This window comes from Pseudomonas sp. NPDC090755 (assembly GCF_044769005.1).
Lineage (GTDB): Bacteria > Pseudomonadota > Gammaproteobacteria > Pseudomonadales > Pseudomonadaceae > Aquipseudomonas.
On the sequence record NZ_JBIVXC010000001.1, the window covers coordinates 304,524 to 321,470 of the forward strand.

Below are 16,947 nucleotides of genomic sequence, written 5' to 3' on the forward strand. Positions count from 1 at the left end.
TGGGTGCTGGCGAAATGAACGCGCAGCCTAACCCTTCGTGGCCTTTGGGGAAAGTGTCCAAATGTGTCTCGACGTGAAGAATTCCTACAAGGACAATGGCTGCGTCCTCAAGTCGCAGGGTTGTCCCTGGCTGTCATTCAAGCGTCATAATGGCCGCTTATAACTGTCGCGCTCGCCCGCCTGCGCGGGCTCAGGAGTCTGCCGTGAGCTTTACCCCCGCTAACCGTTTGTTTCCTGCCACCCGTCTGCGCCGCAACCGCCGTGACGATTTTTCCCGTCGCCTGGTTCGCGAAAACGTACTGACTGTCGATGACCTGATCCTGCCGGTGTTTGTCCTGGAAGGCGAGAATCGCCGCGAGGAAGTCGCCTCGATGCCGGGCGTCGAGCGTCTGAGCATCGATTTGTTGCTGGAAGCTGCGCAAGAGTGGGTGAACCTGGGCATTCCAGCCCTGGCGCTGTTCCCGGTGACACCGAGCGAGAAAAAGTCCCTGGACGCTGCCGAGGCCTGGAACCCGGAAGGTATTGCCCAGCGCGCCACCCGCGCCCTGCGCGAGCGTTTCCCGGAGCTGGGGGTGATCACCGACGTGGCCCTGGACCCGTTCACCACCCACGGTCAGGACGGCATCCTAGACGAGGAAGGCTACGTACAGAACGACATCACCGTCGATGCCTTGGTGCGCCAGGCCTTGTCCCACGCCGAAGCCGGTGCCCAGGTCGTGGCGCCTTCGGACATGATGGACGGTCGTATCCAGGCCATCCGTGAAGCCCTGGAGCTGGCCGGTTACGTCAATGTGCGTATCATGGCTTATTCGGCCAAGTACGCCAGTGCCTACTACGGCCCGTTCCGCGATGCGGTAGGCTCGGCCCTGAACCTGGGCAAGGCGAACAAGGCCTCCTACCAGATGGATCCGGCCAACAGCAACGAAGCGCTGCACGAAGTGGCCGGGGACCTGGCCGAAGGCGCCGACATGGTCATGGTCAAGCCAGGCATGCCGTACCTGGATATCCTTTATCGGGTCAAGGATGAATTCAAGGTCCCGACCTTTGTCTATCAAGTCAGTGGCGAGTACGCCATGCACATGGCCGCGATCCAGAACGGTTGGCTCAGTGAAGGCGTGATCCTGGAATCCCTCACGGCCTTCAAACGGGCGGGCGCTGATGGCATCCTGACCTATTTCGCCGTTCGCGCTGCTCAATTGATGAGAGGGCAGTAACGCCCTCCAGGAACGCCAGATGAATAACGAAGTACTTAGCGAAGTCGATGTGAAGCAAGCCCAGCCCGTGCCCGAGCAGATGCTCGACACACCGCCGGAGCCTGCCGCAGTGCCGGAACCTGTGGCCGAGGTCGAGGCGCTTGCGCCCGCCCCGGTAGCGGTGGCGCCGGCCATCGCCGTTCCCGGCCTGGACGACAGCAGCCTGTACATTCATCGCGAATTGTCCCAGCTGCAGTTCAACATCCGCGTGCTGGAGCAGGCGCTGGACGAGAACTACCCCTTGCTGGAGCGACTGAAGTTCCTGCTGATCTTCTCCAGCAATCTGGATGAGTTCTTCGAAATTCGTGTGGCGGGCCTGAAGAAACAGATCACCTTCGCCCGTGAGCAGGCCGGGGCTGACGGCCTGCAACCGCACCAGGCGCTGGCGCGAATCAGCGATCTGGTGCACAGCGAAGTGCACCGCCAGTACGCGATCCTCAATGACGTGCTGCTGCCGGAGCTGGAAAAACACCAGATCCGCTTCATCCGCCGTCGGCACTGGAACACCAAGCTCAAGACCTGGGTGCGGCGTTTCTTCCGTGACGAGATTGCGCCGATCATTACCCCGATCGGCCTCGACCCGACCCACCCGTTCCCGTTGCTGGTGAACAAGAGCCTGAACTTCATCGTCGAGCTCGAAGGCGTGGACGCCTTCGGCCGCGACTCGGGCCTGGCGATCATTCCCGCGCCACGCCTGCTGCCGCGGGTGATCAAGGTGCCGGAGGAGGTGGGTGGTCCTGGCGACAACTACGTATTCCTGTCGTCGATGATCCACGCCCACGCCGATGACCTGTTCCAAGGCATGAAGGTCAAGGGCTGCTATCAGTTCCGCCTGACCCGTAACGCCGACCTGGCGCTGGATTCCGAGGATGTCGAGGACCTGGCCCGGGCCCTGCGCGGCGAGCTGTTTTCGCGGCGGTATGGCGATGCGGTGCGCCTGGAAGTGGTCGATACCTGCCCGAAACACCTGGCCGATTACCTGCTCAAGCAGTTCAGCCTGAGCGAAAGCGAGCTGTACCAGGTCAACGGTCCGGTCAACCTGACCCGCCTGTTCAGTATCACCGGGCTGGACAGCCACCCGGAGTTGCAATACACCCCGTTCACACCCGCCATTCCCAAGTTGCTGCAGAACGCCGAGAACATCTTCAGCGTGGTCGGCAAGCAGGACATCCTGCTCATGCACCCGTTCGAGTCGTTCACCCCGGTGGTCGACCTGCTGCGCCAGGCAGCCAAGGACCCTCACGTCCTGGCCGTGCGCCAGACCCTGTACCGCAGCGGCGCCAACTCGGAAATCGTCGACGCGCTGGTCGATGCGGCGCGTAACGGCAAGGAAGTCACCGCGGTGATCGAGTTGCGGGCGCGCTTCGACGAAGAGTCCAACCTGCAATTGGCCAGCCGCCTGCAGGCCGCCGGTGCGGTGGTGATCTACGGTGTGGTCGGCTTCAAGACCCACGCCAAGATGATGCTGATCCTGCGTCGTGAGCAGGGCGAGATCGTCCGCTACGCGCACCTGGGCACCGGCAACTACCACGCCGGCAACGCCCGTCTGTACACCGACTACAGCCTGCTGACCTCGGACGATGCCCTGTGCGAAGACGTCGGCAAGCTGTTCAGCCAGCTGATCGGCATGGGCAAGACCTTGCGCATGAAGAAGCTGCTGCACGCGCCGTTCACCCTGAAGAAGGGCATGCTCGACATGATTGCCCGGGAAACCCAGTTCGCTCTCGAGGGCAAACCGGCGCACATCATCGCCAAGTTCAACTCGCTGACCGATCCGAAGATCATCCGCGCCTTGTACAAGGCCAGCCAGTCCGGCGTGCGTATCGACCTGGTGGTGCGTGGCATGTGCTGCCTGCGTCCGGGGATTGCCGGGGTGTCGCACAACATCCAGGTGCGTTCGATCATCGGCCGCTTCCTGGAGCACACCCGGGTGTTCTACTTCCTCAACGGTGGCGAGGAGCAGATGTTCCTTTCCAGTGCCGACTGGATGGAGCGCAACCTCGACAAGCGGGTCGAGACCTGCTTCCCGGTCGAGGGCAAGAAGCTGGTGCTGCGGGTGAAGAAAGAGCTGGAAGGGTATCTGACCGACAACACCCACGCCTGGATCCTGCAGCCGGACGGCCGCTACGTACGCAGCACGCCAACCGGCAACCAGAACCCGCGCAGTGCCCAGTCCGCCCTGCTCGAGCGCCTGAGCAACCCGGTCCTCAGCGTACGCTGAGGACGAAACCGACCCGGGTCAGCCACTCGGCCTCCAGGCCGAAGTCGGCCTGGGTCAGCTGGTTTTCCTCCAGCCAGCCTGCCGGGAACTCGACGTCGAGGCTGTCGCCAGCGGCGTGCAGGGTAACGGTGGGCATCTGCTGGGTGCCACGGATGTGGTGGAACAGGATTGCGAAGCGCAGCAGCACGCACAGGCGGATCAGCTTGACGCCTTCATCACCGAATTCGGCGAACTTGTCCTTGGGGATGTTGCGGCGGTGCCCGCGCACCAGCAGCGCCAGCATCTGCTGGTCTTCCCGGGAGAAGCCGGCCAGGTCCGAGTGTTCGATCAGGTAGGCGCCGTGCTTGTGGTAGTGGTAGTGGGCGATGTCCAGCCCCACTTCATGCACCTTGGCGGCCCAGCCGAGTAGTTCGCGCCAGATTCCGTCCTCCAGGTCCCAGGCCTTGGCCACCTGGTCGAAGGCATGCAGGGCCTTGCGCTCGACCCGGGCAGCCTGGCCCTGGTCGACGTGATAACGCTCCATCAGCGAGGTCAGGGTGCGTTCGCGCACGTCTTCGTGCTGATGACGGCCGAGCAGGTCGTAAAGTACGCCTTCGCGCAGGGCGCCGTCGCAGTGGTCCATGCGCTGCAGTTCCAGCGCATCGAAAATGGCTTCTAGGATGGCCAGGCCCGCCGGGAAAATGGCCCGACGGTCAGGCTTGACCCCGTCGAAGTCGATCTTCTCGACTTCACCCAGCTTGAACAGCTTGCGCTTGAGCCAGGCCAGGCCTTCGGCGTTGACCTCGCCGTTGCCCATGCCACCGGACTTGATCGCCAGGCCAATGGCACGGATGGTGCCGGAAGAGCCGATGGCCTCGTCCCAGGTCAGGCGGTGCAGGGCGTTCTCGATGCTCATCAGCTCCAGGCGCGCCGCCGTGTAGGCCTGGGCATAGCGTGCCGGGGTGATCTTGCCGTCACGGAAATAGCGTTGGGTATAGCTGACGCAGCCCATTTGCAGGCTTTCGCGCAGCAGCGGTTCGAAGCGCTGGCCGATGATGAATTCGGTACTGCCGCCGCCGATATCGGCGACCAGGCGTTTGCCGGGGGTGTCAGCCAGGGTGTGGGACACGCCGAGGTAGATCAGGCGCGCTTCCTCGCGACCGGAGATCACCTCCACCGGGTGACCGAGAATGTCTTCGGCACGGCGGATGAATTCGCCGCGGTTGCGCGCTTCACGCAGGGCGTTGGTGCCGACGATGCGCACGGCGCCGTCGGGCAGGCCGTTGATCAGCTGGGCAAAGCGCTTGAGGCAGTCCAGGCCGCGTTGCATGGACTCTTCATTGAGCTGACGTTCTTCGTTGATGCCGGCGGCCAGTTGAACCTTTTCCCCGAGCCGCTCAAGAATGCGGATCTCACTATGGTGGGCCTTGGCCACGACCATATGGAAGCTGTTGGAGCCCAGGTCGATGGCAGCGATCAAGGACAGATTCTTCGCTGAGGTTTGCGGCATGATCATGGTTTCTCGGTCGATAACCCGGCAATCCTGCCACGATCCACGGCTGACGCCAACGCGCAGCGTATCAAGGCTTGATGCAGGGCAGGTCCAGTGGGAAATATGACATTCCTGTGGCAGCGGCGATATGCGCGGTCATGCACAACTATAGTTAGACTCAATCGCCCGTGACTTCCTGTACGTCGCCGGTGCGGCTATGATGGGCCACGTTTTTTTGCTTACGACCTTGGAGACTTCCATGAGCAGCGATCTTATCAAACACGTCACCGACGCCACCTTCGAAGCCGACGTACTGAAGGCTGAAGGCCCGGTGCTGGTCGACTACTGGGCTGAATGGTGCGGCCCTTGCAAAATGATCGCTCCGGTTCTGGACGACATCGCTGAATCCTACAAGGGTAAACTGACCGTCGCCAAACTGAACATCGACGACAACCAGGAAACCCCGGCCAAGCACGGCGTGCGTGGCATCCCGACGCTGATGCTGTTCAAGAACGGCAACGTCGAGGCCACCAAGGTCGGCGCACTGTCCAAGTCTCAGCTGGCAGCCTTCCTGGACGCCAATATCTGAGTCAAAAAAGCCCCGCATTCGACGGGGCTTTTCTTTATCGAGTGACTAGACGGCAGAAAATGCAGGTGTTACATTCGGCCTCGCACTGTTTCTTCGGTGCCCTCTGCACGCCGTCGCCGACACATCCCTAATTCGAATCAGTACGCGATCCTGTCGCCTTCTCTGCGGCGCGGCTTCATCAAGCCGGAAGCTTAATTCCCCCTTCTTACATGATTACGTCACTCCCCTTATGAACCTGACTGAACTCAAGCAAAAGCCGATTACCGATCTGCTCGAAATGGCCGAACAGATGGGCATAGAAAATATGGCCCGTTCGCGCAAGCAAGATGTGATTTTCTCCCTGTTGAAAAAGCATGCGAAAAGCGGCGAGGAAATCTCCGGTGACGGCGTGCTGGAGATTCTCCAGGACGGTTTCGGCTTCTTGCGCTCGGCTGACGCATCGTACCTGGCAGGTCCGGACGACATCTATGTGTCGCCAAGCCAGATTCGCCGCTTCAACCTGCGTACCGGCGACACCATCGTCGGCAAGATCCGCCCGCCAAAAGAAGGCGAGCGTTACTTCGCCCTGCTGAAAGTCGACACCATCAACTTCGACCGGCCGGAAAACGCGAAGAACAAGATCCTGTTCGAAAACCTGACGCCGCTGTTCCCCAACGAGCGCCTGAAGATGGAAGCCGGCAACGGTTCCACCGAAGACCTCACCGGCCGGGTTATCGACCTCTGCGCCCCGATCGGCAAAGGTCAGCGCGGCCTGATCGTCGCCCCGCCGAAAGCGGGCAAGACCATCATGCTGCAGAACATCGCGGCCAACATCACCCGTAACAACCCCGAGTGCCACCTGATCGTCCTGCTGATCGACGAGCGCCCGGAAGAAGTGACCGAAATGCAGCGCACCGTGCGCGGCGAAGTGGTCGCCTCGACCTTCGACGAGCCGCCAACCCGCCACGTGCAGGTTGCCGAAATGGTCATCGAGAAGGCCAAGCGCCTGGTCGAACACAAGAAGGACGTGGTCATCCTGCTCGACTCGATCACCCGTCTGGCCCGCGCCTACAACACCGTGATCCCGAGCTCCGGCAAGGTCCTGACCGGTGGTGTCGATGCCCACGCCCTGGAGAAGCCGAAGCGTTTCTTCGGTGCTGCGCGTAACATCGAAGAAGGCGGCTCGCTGACCATCATCGCCACCGCGCTGGTCGAAACCGGCTCGAAGATGGACGAAGTGATCTACGAAGAGTTCAAGGGCACCGGCAACATGGAGCTGCCGCTGGACCGCAAGATCGCCGAAAAGCGCGTCTTCCCGGCCATCAACATCAACCGTTCGGGTACCCGTCGCGAAGAGCTGCTGACCGCCGACGACGAGCTGCAGCGCATGTGGATCCTGCGCAAGCTGCTGCACCCGATGGATGAAGTCGCGGCCATCGAGTTCCTGGTCGACAAGCTCAAGCAGACCAAGACCAACGACGAGTTCTTCCTGTCGATGAAGCGCAAGTAAACGACTGCGCTGAGCAAGAGCCGGGGCAACCCGGCTTTTTGCTATCTGTACTTTGGCTATTCTGGCCGGCCGGGTAAGGCGATACACTCTGCACCCCGACCGGTACGGCGAATACGAGGCTTTTGCATGCAGTATCGCGATTTGCGCGACTTTATCCGTGGCCTGGAACAGCGCGGCGAACTCAAGCGCATCCAGGTTCCGATCTCTCCAGTCCTGGAAATGACCGAAGTCTGCGACCGCACCCTGCGCGCCAAAGGCCCGGCCCTGCTGTTCGAAAAGCCTACTGGCTTCGACATTCCGGTGCTGGGCAACCTGTTCGGCACCCCGGAGCGGGTGGCCATGGGCATGGGCGCGGAAAGTGTCAGCGAGCTGCGCGAGATCGGCAAGCTGCTGGCGTTCCTCAAGGAGCCCGAGCCGCCCAAGGGCCTCAAGGATGCCTGGTCGAAGCTGCCGATCTTCAAGAAAGTCGTGTCCATGGCGCCGAAAGTGGTCAAGGATGCCGCCTGCCACGAAGTGATCATCGAGGGCGACGACGTCGACCTCGGCCAGTTGCCGGTCCAGCATTGCTGGCCGGGCGACGTCGCGCCGCTGATCACCTGGGGCCTGACCGTGACCCGTGGACCGAACAAGGACCGCCAGAACCTGGGGATTTATCGCCAGCAGGTCATTGGTCGCAACAAGGTCATCATGCGCTGGTTGAGTCACCGCGGCGGTGCGCTGGACTATCGCGAATGGTGTGAGAAGCACCCGGGCCAGCCGTTCCCGGTGTCCGTGGCGCTCGGTGCAGACCCTGCGACCATCCTCGGCGCGGTGACCCCGGTGCCGGACACCTTGTCCGAATACGCCTTCGCCGGCCTGCTGCGGGGCAACCGCACCGAACTGGTCAAGTGCCGTGGCAATGACCTGCAGGTGCCGGCCACCGCCGAGATCATCCTCGAGGGTGTGATCCACCCGGGCGAGATGGCCCCGGAGGGCCCGTACGGCGACCACACCGGCTATTACAACGAGGTGGACAGCTTCCCGGTGTTCACCGTCGAGCGCATCACCCATCGGCACAAGCCGATCTACCACAGCACCTACACCGGCCGGCCACCGGATGAACCGGCGATTCTCGGTGTGGCACTGAACGAAGTGTTCGTGCCGATCCTGCAGAAGCAGTTCCCCGAGATCACCGACTTCTACCTGCCGCCTGAAGGCTGCTCCTACCGTATGGCGGTGGTGACCATGAAGAAGCAGTACCCGGGGCATGCCAAGCGCGTGATGCTGGGTGTCTGGTCGTTTTTGCGACAGTTCATGTACACCAAGTTCGTTATTGTCACCGACGACGACATCAATGCCCGCGACTGGAATGATGTGATCTGGGCGATTACCACGCGCATGGACCCCAAGCGCGATACGGTGATGATCGACAACACCCCGATCGATTACCTGGACTTCGCCTCGCCGGTGTCCGGCCTGGGGTCGAAGATGGGTCTGGATGCGACCCACAAGTGGCCAGGTGAAACCACCCGTGAATGGGGGCGCGTCATCGTCAAGGATGAAGCGGTCACCCGGCGGATCGATGAGCTGTGGAACCAGTTGGGAATAGACTAAATGCAGGTAACCTTGCAGCCGTCCGGGGCCGTGTTGGCACTCAAGCCCGGGGAAAGGATTCTGGATGCGGCGCGTCGCCTGGGCTACGACTGCCCGCAGAGCTGTCGCAATGGCAACTGCCACGTCTGTGCCGCGTTGCTGGTCGAAGGCCGGGTGCGTCAGGATGGCCAGGAACGTGATCACGGTGAGTTGTTTACCTGCATCGCCGAGCCGCTGGAGGACTGTGTCTTGTTATGGGATGGCGTGCTCGCCCTGGGCGAGTTGCCGGTAAGGACACTGGCCTGTCAGCTGACTGAGTGCGTAGAGGTCGGAGGCGACGTCTGGCGCGTGCGCCTGCGTGCGCCGGCGGGCAAGCCACCGCGCTACCATGCCGGGCAGTACCTGATGATCGAGCGTGCAGGTGGCGACAAGGCTGCCTTTTCCCTGGCATCGGCGCCCCACAGCGGGCGCGACCTCGAACTGCACGTGCTGGCCCGTGAGAACAGCGCCGTCGAGTTGATCGCCCAGTTGCAGCGTGACCGGATGGCGCGGCTGGAGATGCCCTTTGGCGATACCCACCTGGCGGAACTGCCCGATGGCCCGCTGGTGCTGATTGCCGCCGGCACCGGCATGGCGCAGATGCACAGTCTGCTCGAACACTGCCGTGCCCAGGGCTTCAAGCACCCGGTGCACTTGTATTGGGGCGTTCGCCTGCCTGAAGACTTCTACCAGATCGAGCATTGGGCCGAGTGGGAGCAATTGCCGAACCTGTTCCTGCACAAGGTGGTCAGCGATCTGTGTGGCTGGGAAGGGCGCTGCGGGATGCTGCATGAGGCCGTCTGCGAGGACCTTGGCGATCTGAGCGGGGTCCATGTGTATGCCAGCGGTTCGCCCAACATGATCTACGCCACCCTCGATGCGCTGGTTGAAGCCGGTATGGATGCGCACCAGATGCGTGCCGATGTATTCGCCTATGCCCCGCGCGGTTGATTGATGGAAACAGGCACGCTGCAATAGCGTGCCTGTTTTAATAACCGCTGTTGTGGGTTACCGGTATAAGGCAATTATTATTGCCACTGGCGTAAATAACTTTCGCTACACTTGAAACAACAGCCGGTTGTTGGCTCTGCGCCTTGTCACAGAGCGCTTCCGGTGTGGGGTGAGGCTTGTATTCAATACACGATCTGCCGTACGGTAAGTACGCGGGCGAAGTATTCGTTTACAGTGCCTTACTTCAGTAGTTCACGGGGAAATCTGGCGGCAGCTATGTCGGCAATTGAATCTGCATCTTTGAATGTGGCTTATCCTCCGTTGCTCGACTTCGGACAACAACTGTCCCACGAGCAACTTCGACACTCGGTTCAACACACCATGTCGCGCCACCAGGGTGGCCCGGTCTGGTTGTTTGCCTACGGCTCGCTGATCTGGCGACCGGAGTGCAACGCCGCCGAGCGCCGTCGTGCCCGGGTGCATGGTTATCATCGCGGGCTTTACCTGTGGTCCCATGAGCATCGGGGTACCCCGGAGTGCCCGGGGTTGGTCTTCGGCCTTGATCGAGGCGGCTCCTGCAGCGGCTTTGCCTATCGTTTGCCGGATGAATGCCTGGAAGACTCCCTGCTGGCCCTGTGGCAACGGGAAATGCCGTATCCGGCGTATCGACCGCACTGGCTGACATGCCGGCTGGAGGATGGCAGCAAGGTCCAGGCCCTGGGCTTCGTCCTGGAGCGGCATCTGCCGTGCTATGCCGGCAACTTGCCGGACGACCTGCTGAGCAAGATCTTCGCCAGCGCCAAGGGCCGTTATGGCGCCACCCGCGACTACGTCGAGCAGACCCTCAATGCCCTGCGCAGCCACGCCATGCCGGATCGCAACCTGGAAGCGCGCTTTCGCCGCTTGTAGGAGCGGGCTTGTCCCGCGAAAGCGGCGTGTCAGCCACATCGCCTCGCGGGGCAAGTCCGCTCCAACAGGCGACATCAGCCCATTGTCACCACCACCTTGCCCACTGCCTTGCGCTGACCCAGCAGGTCGATCGCAACGCCGGCTTCAGCCAGCGGGAAGGTCTGTGACACCAGCGGCTTGAGCTTGCCCTCGGCATACCAGGCGAATAGTTGCTCGAAGTTCGCCGCGTTATCGGCCGGTTGACGCTGGGCAAAGGCACCCCAGAACACGCCGAGCACCGCGGCACCCTTGAGCAGCGCCAGGTTCACCGGCAATTGCGGGATGCGCCCGCTGGCAAAGCCCACCACCAGCAGGCGGCCATTCCAGGCGATGCCGCGCACGGCCTGGTCGAACAGGTCGCCGCCGACCGGGTCGTAGATCACGTCGACGCCGTTGCCGCCGGTCAGGCGCTTGATCTCGTCCTTGAGGCTGTGTCCGCTGTAGTTGATCAGCTCATCGGCACCTGCGGCCTTGGCCACGGCAAGCTTCTCGGCGCTGCTGGCCGCGGCGATCACCCGTGCGCCCATGGCCTTGCCGATCTCCACCGCTGCCAGCCCGACTCCACCAGAGGCGCCCAGCACCAGCAGGGTTTCGCCGGCCTTGAGCTGGCCGCGCTGCTTCAAGGCATGCATCGAGGTGCCGTAGGTCATGCCGAAGGCGGCTGCGCTGCTGAAGTCCATCTGCGCCGGAATCGGCAGCACGTTGTAGGCCGGCACCGCCACCTGTTCGGCGAAGCTGCCCCAGCCGGTCAGGGCCATGACCCGGTCGCCGACCTTGAAGCCGCTGACCTTTTCGCCCACCGCGCTGACCACGCCTGCCGCCTCGCCACCGGGAGAGAACGGCAGCGGCGGCTGGAACTGGTACTTGCCCTCGATGATCAGGGTGTCGGGGAAGTTGACCCCGGCTGCCTGCACGTCCAGCAAGACCTCGTTCTTTTTCGGGACGGGACTGGCGACCTCTTCCAGGACCAGGTCCTTTGCCGGCCCCAGGGTTTTGCACAGCACTGCTTTCATCGGGACTATTCCTTTGCGCGTTGTGGCCGATAAGTGTAGGTGGGCCGGGTGGCGGGTCAACGAGCATGGCCCGCCCTGATAGGCCGGCATAAGCCCGGGCTTGGGTTTGACTGGTGCGCTGGGTATGCTGGCGCCAATTGTTTGAGGAGCGAATTCGTGAAAGCGTGGATCTTGATGCTGCTGACCCTGGCACTGCCGATGGCAGCCATGGCCGAAGAGGCCAAGGAAGGTGAGCCGAAGGTTTCCTATATTTCCTTGAGCCCGCCCTTTGTCGGCAACTATGCCCTCGAAGGCGGTGCCAGGTTGCGTGTGTACAAGGCCGATGTGGCCCTGCGCGTGAACAGCGATGCCGCCGCCGCGGTGGTACGCCACCACGAGCCATTGATCCGCAACCAGCTGGTGGCCCTGTTCACCCAGCAGAACCTGGAAAGCATGAGCAACGTCGAGGCCAAGGAGAAGCTGCGCCAGGAAGCCCTGAAGCAGGTCCAGCAGGTGCTCGAAAACGAAGAAGGCAAGCCGACGGTCGATGACCTGCTGTTCAATAACCTGATCGTGCAGTAATGCCCGCCGGCCCTAGGATGTAAGGCTGCGGCGAAAGCGCCCGAGGGCAATGGCGAAGAACGCCAGGCCGATCGCGGCCAGGGCCAGCAGGTCTGGCCAGACCACGGCGAGCCCTGCGTCGCGAAACAGGATCGCGGCGCTGAGGCTGACGAAGTGGGTCGAAGGCGAGAGCTGCATGACCCATTGAAGCCACTGCGGCATGCTGTCCAGCGGCGTACTGCCGCCGGACAGCAAGAGCATGGGGATGATCACCGGAATCGCCAGCAAGCCGAACTGTGGCGTCGAGCGTGCCAGGGTGGCCAGGAAGATCCCCAGGGCGGTACTGGCGAACAGGTACAGTGCCGTCACCGCTAGGAACAACGCCTGCGAGCCGGCCAACGGCACGCCGAGCGCCCCTTTGACCACCACCTCCAGCGATACCCAGGTGCACAGCACCACGACCAGGGCGTTGCTGCCGATTTTTGCCAGCATGATTTCCACTGCGGTCAGGGGCAGCACCAGCAGGTGATCGAGGGTGCCGTGTTCGCGCTCGCGCAGCAGTGCGGTGCCGGTCAGAACGATGGCCAGGATGGTGATGTTGTTGACGATCTGGATCACGGCCAGGAACCAGCCGCCCTCCAGGTTCGGGTTGAACAAGGCCTTGGCGCTGATCAGCGCCGGGCTGCCGGCCGCCGCCGAACCCTGGTTGGCGTAGTCGAGCAGCTCGCGCTCGAAAATCCGGCCGATGTAGCCGGCGCCCATGAACGCCTGGCTCATGGCCGTGGCATCGACGTTGACCTGCAGTTCAGGCGAGCGCCCGGCCAGCAGGTCGCTCTGGAAGTTGACCGGTACGTTGATCACGAAGGTATACAGGCCGCTGTCCAGCGCCTGGTCGAGCTGGTCGTAGGGCAGCGGTACGGCGGCCTGGAACTCCGGTGGCTGCAGGGCTTCGGACAGCTTGCGCGAGAGCTGGCCGTGGTCTTCGTCGATGACGGCCACGCTGGCGTTGTGCACGCCGATGATCGAGCCTGCGGCGGGCATGTAGATCGCCACGCTGAAGGCATAGAGCAGGAACAGCAACAGGACGCTGTCGTGCCGCAGGCTGGTGAGCTCCTTCAAGCCAAGGCGCAGGGTGTGTGCCAAGCGATGCATCAGGCCTCCTGCTTCTTCAGCATGGCCAGGCTCAGGCCGGTGAACCCCAGGAAGAACCCCGCCAATGCCAGGCATTGTGGCCACAGCTCACGCAAGCCCAGGGCCTTGGTAAAGGTGCCGACGGCGATGTCGAGAAAGTAGCCTGCCGGGAACAATTGCCCCATCAACGCCGCCGAGCCATCGAGCGACGAGCGTGGCACGATCAGGCCGGAGAACTGGATGGTGGGCAGGCTGGTAATGATCATGGTGCCCAGGATCGCGGCGATCTGGGTGCGGGTGAACGCCGAGATCAGTAGCCCCAGGCTGGTGGTCGCCAGCAGGTACAGCAGGCCGCCAAGCGCCAGGGCCAGGGCGCTGCCCTTGAAAGGCACGCCGAACAGCCAGCGGTTCATGGCCACCAGCAAGGCCAGGTTGACCAGGCTGATCGCCAGGTAAGGCGCCTGCTTGCCCAGCAGGAACTCCAGGCGGGTCAGGGGCGTGGCGTAGAAGTTGGTGATCGAGCCCAGTTCCTTCTCGCGCACGATGCCCAGGGCAGTAAGCATCGCCGGGATGAACGCCAGGATCAGGGCCATGACGCCAGGGCCGATAGCGTTGACGCTGACCACATCCTGGTTGTAGCGAAAGCGTGTTTCCAGGCGCACCGGTGTTTGTCCTGGCAACGCCTTGCTGCTCAGGGCGGTCAGTTGTTCCAGGTTGGCCTGGTGCACGGCCTCGACATAGTTGCGGCTGGTCTCGGCCCGAAACGGCATGCCGCCGTCGAGCCAGGCCGCCACCACCGGCTGGCGTCCGGCGTGCAGGTCGCGGCCGAAACCGGGGGGAATCTCCAGGGCCAGCTTGATTTCCGAGCGTTGCAGGCGCTTGTGCAGTTGTGCCGCATCGCGAATCGGCGGTTGCTCGGCAAAGTAGCGCGAGCCACGAAAGGCTTCCAGGTAGGCCCGGCTTTGTGGGCTCTGGTCCTGGTCGTAGACGGCAAAGGCGAGGTTCTCCACGTCCAGCGAAATGCCGTAGCCGAAGATCACCATCATGAACAGCGCACCGAGCAGGGCAAAGGCCAGGCGCACCTTGTCGCGCAGCAATTCCTTGCCTTCGCGGGTGGCCACGGCGAACAGGCGCTTGAGGCCCAAACCCCGGCGCAACGGTGGCGTGGGGCTGGCGGCTGCGTCGGGCCGGGTCGTGGCCGTGGGCGCCTCTCTGGCTCCCTGGGCCTGCTCCAGGCAGGTGACGAAGGCGTCTTCGAGGGTGTCGCCGGCAAACTGCTGTTGCAGCGCCGCCGGTGTGTCGCAGGCCAGCACCTTGCCAGCGTGCATCAGGGAAATGCGGTCACAGCGCAGGGCTTCGTTCATGAAGTGGGTGGACAGGAAGATGGTCACGCCCTGTTCCCGCGACAATTCGATCAGCAGCCGCCAGAAGTCATCGCGGGCGGCCGGGTCGACCCCCGAGGTCGGTTCGTCGAGGATCAGCACTTCAGGCCGGTGCAACACCGCCACGGCCAGTGACAGGCGCTGGCGCAAGCCCAGGGGCAGGGCGGCAGACTGCTGGTCGGCGATATCGCCCAGGGTGAAGCGCTCGATCAGTTCGGCAATGCGTGTCGTGCTCTGCTCTTTGGGCAGGTCGAACAGGCGGGCATGCAGTTCAAGGTTCTGGCGCACGCTGAGCTCGCCATACAGCGAAAAGCTCTGGGACATGAAGCCGACACGCTTGCGGGTGGCCAGGTCGTTGGCGTCCACCGGGCGACCCAGCAGCGTGGCACTGCCTTCGCTGGCCGGCATCAGGCCGGTAAGGACCTTCATGGTGGTGGTCTTGCCACAGCCGTTGGAGCCGAGAAACCCGAAAATCTCACCACGGCCGATGGCGAAGCTGACCTTGTTCACCGCGGTGAAATCGCCAAAGCGCAGGGTCAGTTCATGGGCTTCGATGGCAATGGCCGCATCAGCGTCGAGTCGCGGTGGAATCTGCAAAGGCTGTGCGTTGTGAGCGCGGTCACCCTGAAAGTGGGTGAAGGCATCGTCCAGTTTGCCGCTGGGTGTGACAGCGGCCAGGGTATGGGTCGGGCCCGAGGCGATGAGGGTTCCGCGATCGAGCATCAGGCATTGCTCGAACTGCTCGGCCTCTTCCATATAGGCAGTGGCCACCAACAGGGTCAGTTGTGGCCGCTCCTGGCGCACCTGCTCGACCAGCTCCCAGAAGCGTCGGCGTGACAAGGGGTCGACACCGGTGGTCGGTTCGTCGAGGATCAGCAGGTCCGGCTCGTGGATCAATGCGCAGCACAAGCCGAGCTTCTGCTTCATGCCGCCGGACAACTTGCCCGCCGGGCGCTCGGCAAAGCGTGCCAGGTCGGTGGCCAGCAGCAGGTTGTGCATGCGCTGCTCGCACTCGGCGGCGCTGAGGCCGAACAGCGTGGCAAAGAAGCGGATGTTCTCGCTGATCGACAGCTCGGGATACAGGTTGTTGCCCAGGCCCTGGGGCATGAAGGCGATGCGCGCGTACAGGGTATTGCGGTGACGGCGCCGGCGGATGGAACCGCCGAGCACTTGCAACTCGCCCTGCTGCAGTTTCTTCACCCCGGCAATCAGGCCGAGCAGGCTGGACTTGCCGGCCCCGTCCGGACCGATCAGGCCGCAGCGAGTGCCAGCGGGCAAGCTGAAGGCGATGTCCTGCAGGGCGGCCAGTTTGCCATAGGCATGGCTGATGCCTTCAGCCTGCAGTGCCAGCCCGTTCATTGCAGGTTGGCCGGCCAGTCCACTTCGGCCGTGCGCACGTAGCCGGCGCCGGGCATGCCGGGCTTGGCCTGGGGCGCGGCAGCGGGGTCGGTCAGGCGCAATTTGACCCGGAATACCAGCTTCTGCCGCTCATCGCGGGTTTCCACCTGCTTCGGGGTGAACTGGGCCTTGGCGGCGACAAAGGCGATTTTCGCCGGCAGGGCTTTTTCCGGCAAGGCGTCGAGCACCACCCGCGCCTGGTCACCGACGGTCAGGCGGCCGGTGGTGGAGGCGGGCAGGTAGAGGTTCATGTACTGATCGTTCGGGTCGATCAGCATCAACACCCGGCCACCGGCACCAAGCACCTCGCCCGGCTCGGCCAGGCGCAGCTGGATCACACCGTCGATAGGGGCGCGCAGGCTACTGTCGTCGATTTCGCTGGTGAGCTGGGCGACCTGGGCTTGTGCGGCGCCGATGGCCGCCTTGATGGCGGCCAGTTGCGCGCGCGCAGCGACCACGGCGGAGCTGGCGGTGTCGTAGCGCGCCTGCTGCTGGTCGAGCAGCTGCTGGCTGGCGTATTTGCGCTGGTAGATCTCCCGCACCCGCTTGAGCTCCTGGCTGGCCAGCAACAGCTCGCTCTGGCGCAGTTGCACGTTGGCCTGGGCTGCAGAATAGTTTTCCTGGGCCCGCAGCACCTCGGCTTCGGCCTGGCTGCGCTGGGCTTCGAGGGTGCGGGTGTCGATGCGGGCGAGCAACTGGCCCTGGCGGACCTTGTCACCTTCGTCGACCAGCACCTGGGCCAGGCGCCCGGGGATCTTGCTGGCGATCTGCACTTCAGTGGCTTCGAGCCGGCCATTGCCCATGCTCAGGCCTTCGGGCAGGCGGTCGTGCAGGGACTTCCAGTAGCCCAGGCCGCCTGCGGCCAGGAGCAGGGCGATCAGGGCGCCGGCAAACAGTTTGGGTGTACGTTGGCTCATCGGTCTGCATCCTGCTGCATTCACGTCAGAGTC

13 protein-coding genes are annotated in these 16,947 nt (G+C 63.1%); 8 read left to right on the forward strand and 5 right to left on the reverse strand.

All coding sequences use genetic code 11. The features are described 5' to 3' along the window. Positions 1–203: 203 nt before the first annotated feature. Positions 204–1,214 carry a porphobilinogen synthase gene (hemB, locus tag ACIQUS_RS01490; RefSeq protein ID WP_403041978.1) on the forward strand — a complete coding sequence of 337 codons (1,011 nt, stop codon included), beginning with the start codon at positions 204–206 and terminating at the stop codon, positions 1,212–1,214. Positions 1,215–1,293: 79 nt separating this feature from the next. Beyond that, the gene (gene ppk1, locus ACIQUS_RS01495) at positions 1,294–3,474 is read left to right on the forward strand and encodes a polyphosphate kinase 1 (RefSeq protein ID WP_403043013.1); all 2,181 of its coding nucleotides are present in this window, start codon (positions 1,294–1,296) and stop codon (positions 3,472–3,474) included. Here the strand turns inward: ppk1 and ppx are convergent. After that, the gene (gene ppx, locus ACIQUS_RS01500) at positions 3,461–4,963 is read right to left on the reverse strand and encodes an exopolyphosphatase (RefSeq protein WP_403043016.1); all 1,503 of its coding nucleotides are present in this window, start codon (positions 4,961–4,963) and stop codon (positions 3,461–3,463) included. The two genes, ppk1 and ppx, sit on opposite strands and share 14 nt — an antisense overlap. Positions 4,964–5,204: 241 nt before the next feature. On the opposite strand from ppx, the gene trxA reads away from it, so the two are divergent. The 5 genes from trxA to ACIQUS_RS01525 all read left to right on the forward strand — a co-directional run bounded on the left by trxA (position 5,205) and on the right by ACIQUS_RS01525 (position 10,494). Next, complete coding sequence (gene trxA, locus ACIQUS_RS01505; RefSeq protein ID WP_403041980.1) at positions 5,205–5,534, forward strand: thioredoxin TrxA; 330 nt, start codon at positions 5,205–5,207, stop codon at positions 5,532–5,534. 229 nt (positions 5,535–5,763) lie between these two features. Next, on the forward strand, positions 5,764–7,023 hold the full coding sequence (gene rho, locus ACIQUS_RS01510; RefSeq protein WP_010221159.1) for a transcription termination factor Rho: 1,260 nt from the start codon (positions 5,764–5,766) through the stop codon (positions 7,021–7,023). Between the two features lie 126 nt (positions 7,024–7,149). After that, positions 7,150–8,616 carry a 4-hydroxy-3-polyprenylbenzoate decarboxylase gene (ubiD, locus tag ACIQUS_RS01515; RefSeq protein ID WP_285861389.1) on the forward strand — a complete coding sequence of 489 codons (1,467 nt, stop codon included), beginning with the start codon at positions 7,150–7,152 and terminating at the stop codon, positions 8,614–8,616. Beyond that, positions 8,617–9,585, forward strand: a complete 969-nt coding sequence (locus tag ACIQUS_RS01520) for a CDP-6-deoxy-delta-3,4-glucoseen reductase (RefSeq protein ID WP_403041984.1) — start codon at positions 8,617–8,619, stop codon at positions 9,583–9,585. 276 nt (positions 9,586–9,861) lie between these two features. After that, complete coding sequence (locus tag ACIQUS_RS01525) at positions 9,862–10,494, forward strand: gamma-glutamylcyclotransferase (RefSeq protein ID WP_403041986.1); 633 nt, start codon at positions 9,862–9,864, stop codon at positions 10,492–10,494. A 74-nt stretch (positions 10,495–10,568) separates the two neighbouring features. Here the strand turns inward: ACIQUS_RS01525 and ACIQUS_RS01530 are convergent, their stop codons facing one another. Next, positions 10,569–11,546 (reverse strand): NADPH:quinone oxidoreductase family protein, encoded by a 978-nt coding sequence (locus ACIQUS_RS01530; protein ID WP_403041989.1) that lies wholly within the window; start codon positions 11,544–11,546, stop codon positions 10,569–10,571. 156 nt (positions 11,547–11,702) lie between these two features. On the opposite strand from ACIQUS_RS01530, the gene ACIQUS_RS01535 reads away from it, so the two are divergent. Further along, the gene (locus ACIQUS_RS01535) at positions 11,703–12,107 is read left to right on the forward strand and encodes a flagellar basal body-associated protein FliL (protein ID WP_403041992.1); all 405 of its coding nucleotides are present in this window, start codon (positions 11,703–11,705) and stop codon (positions 12,105–12,107) included. A 12-nt stretch (positions 12,108–12,119) separates the two neighbouring features. Here the strand turns inward: ACIQUS_RS01535 and ACIQUS_RS01540 are convergent, their stop codons facing one another. The 3 genes from ACIQUS_RS01540 to ACIQUS_RS01550 are packed head-to-tail and all read right to left on the reverse strand — an operon-like array spanning position 12,120 to position 16,914. Beyond that, positions 12,120–13,238: an ABC transporter permease gene (locus ACIQUS_RS01540; RefSeq protein ID WP_403041994.1), complete on the reverse strand. Its 1,119-nt coding sequence runs from the start codon at positions 13,236–13,238 to the stop codon at positions 12,120–12,122. After that, positions 13,238–15,958, reverse strand: coding sequence for a ribosome-associated ATPase/putative transporter RbbA (gene rbbA / locus ACIQUS_RS01545; RefSeq protein WP_403041996.1), 2,721 nt, complete (start codon positions 15,956–15,958; stop codon positions 13,238–13,240). The genes ACIQUS_RS01540 and rbbA overlap by 1 nt, the downstream gene beginning before the upstream one ends. Then, a complete protein-coding gene (locus ACIQUS_RS01550) occupies positions 15,955–16,914 on the reverse strand; it encodes an HlyD family secretion protein (protein WP_403041998.1) in 960 nt (319 codons plus the stop codon). The genes rbbA and ACIQUS_RS01550 overlap by 4 nt, the downstream gene beginning before the upstream one ends. Between the last annotated feature and the right edge of the window lie 33 nt (positions 16,915–16,947).

What these genes read in the sequence shown, in the direction of transcription:
- ACIQUS_RS01525 (WP_403041986.1), top strand. Translation starts at nt 9,862, where the DNA reads ATGTCGGCAATTGAATCTGCATCTTTGAATGTGGCTTATCCTCCGTTG.
- rho (WP_010221159.1), top strand. Translation starts at nt 5,764, where the DNA reads ATGAACCTGACTGAACTCAAGCAAAAGCCGATTACCGATCTGCTCGAA.
- rbbA (WP_403041996.1), bottom strand. Translation starts at nt 15,958, where the DNA reads ATGAACGGGCTGGCACTGCAGGCTGAAGGCATCAGCCATGCCTATGGC.
- ACIQUS_RS01540 (WP_403041994.1), bottom strand. Translation starts at nt 13,238, where the DNA reads ATGCATCGCTTGGCACACACCCTGCGCCTTGGCTTGAAGGAGCTCACC.
- ubiD (WP_285861389.1), top strand. Translation starts at nt 7,150, where the DNA reads ATGCAGTATCGCGATTTGCGCGACTTTATCCGTGGCCTGGAACAGCGC.
- trxA (WP_403041980.1), top strand. Translation starts at nt 5,205, where the DNA reads ATGAGCAGCGATCTTATCAAACACGTCACCGACGCCACCTTCGAAGCC.
- ACIQUS_RS01520 (WP_403041984.1), top strand. Translation starts at nt 8,617, where the DNA reads ATGCAGGTAACCTTGCAGCCGTCCGGGGCCGTGTTGGCACTCAAGCCC.
- ACIQUS_RS01550 (WP_403041998.1), bottom strand. Translation starts at nt 16,914, where the DNA reads ATGAGCCAACGTACACCCAAACTGTTTGCCGGCGCCCTGATCGCCCTG.
- ppk1 (WP_403043013.1), top strand. Translation starts at nt 1,294, where the DNA reads ATGCTCGACACACCGCCGGAGCCTGCCGCAGTGCCGGAACCTGTGGCC.
- ACIQUS_RS01530 (WP_403041989.1), bottom strand. Translation starts at nt 11,546, where the DNA reads ATGAAAGCAGTGCTGTGCAAAACCCTGGGGCCGGCAAAGGACCTGGTC.
- ppx (WP_403043016.1), bottom strand. Translation starts at nt 4,963, where the DNA reads ATGCCGCAAACCTCAGCGAAGAATCTGTCCTTGATCGCTGCCATCGAC.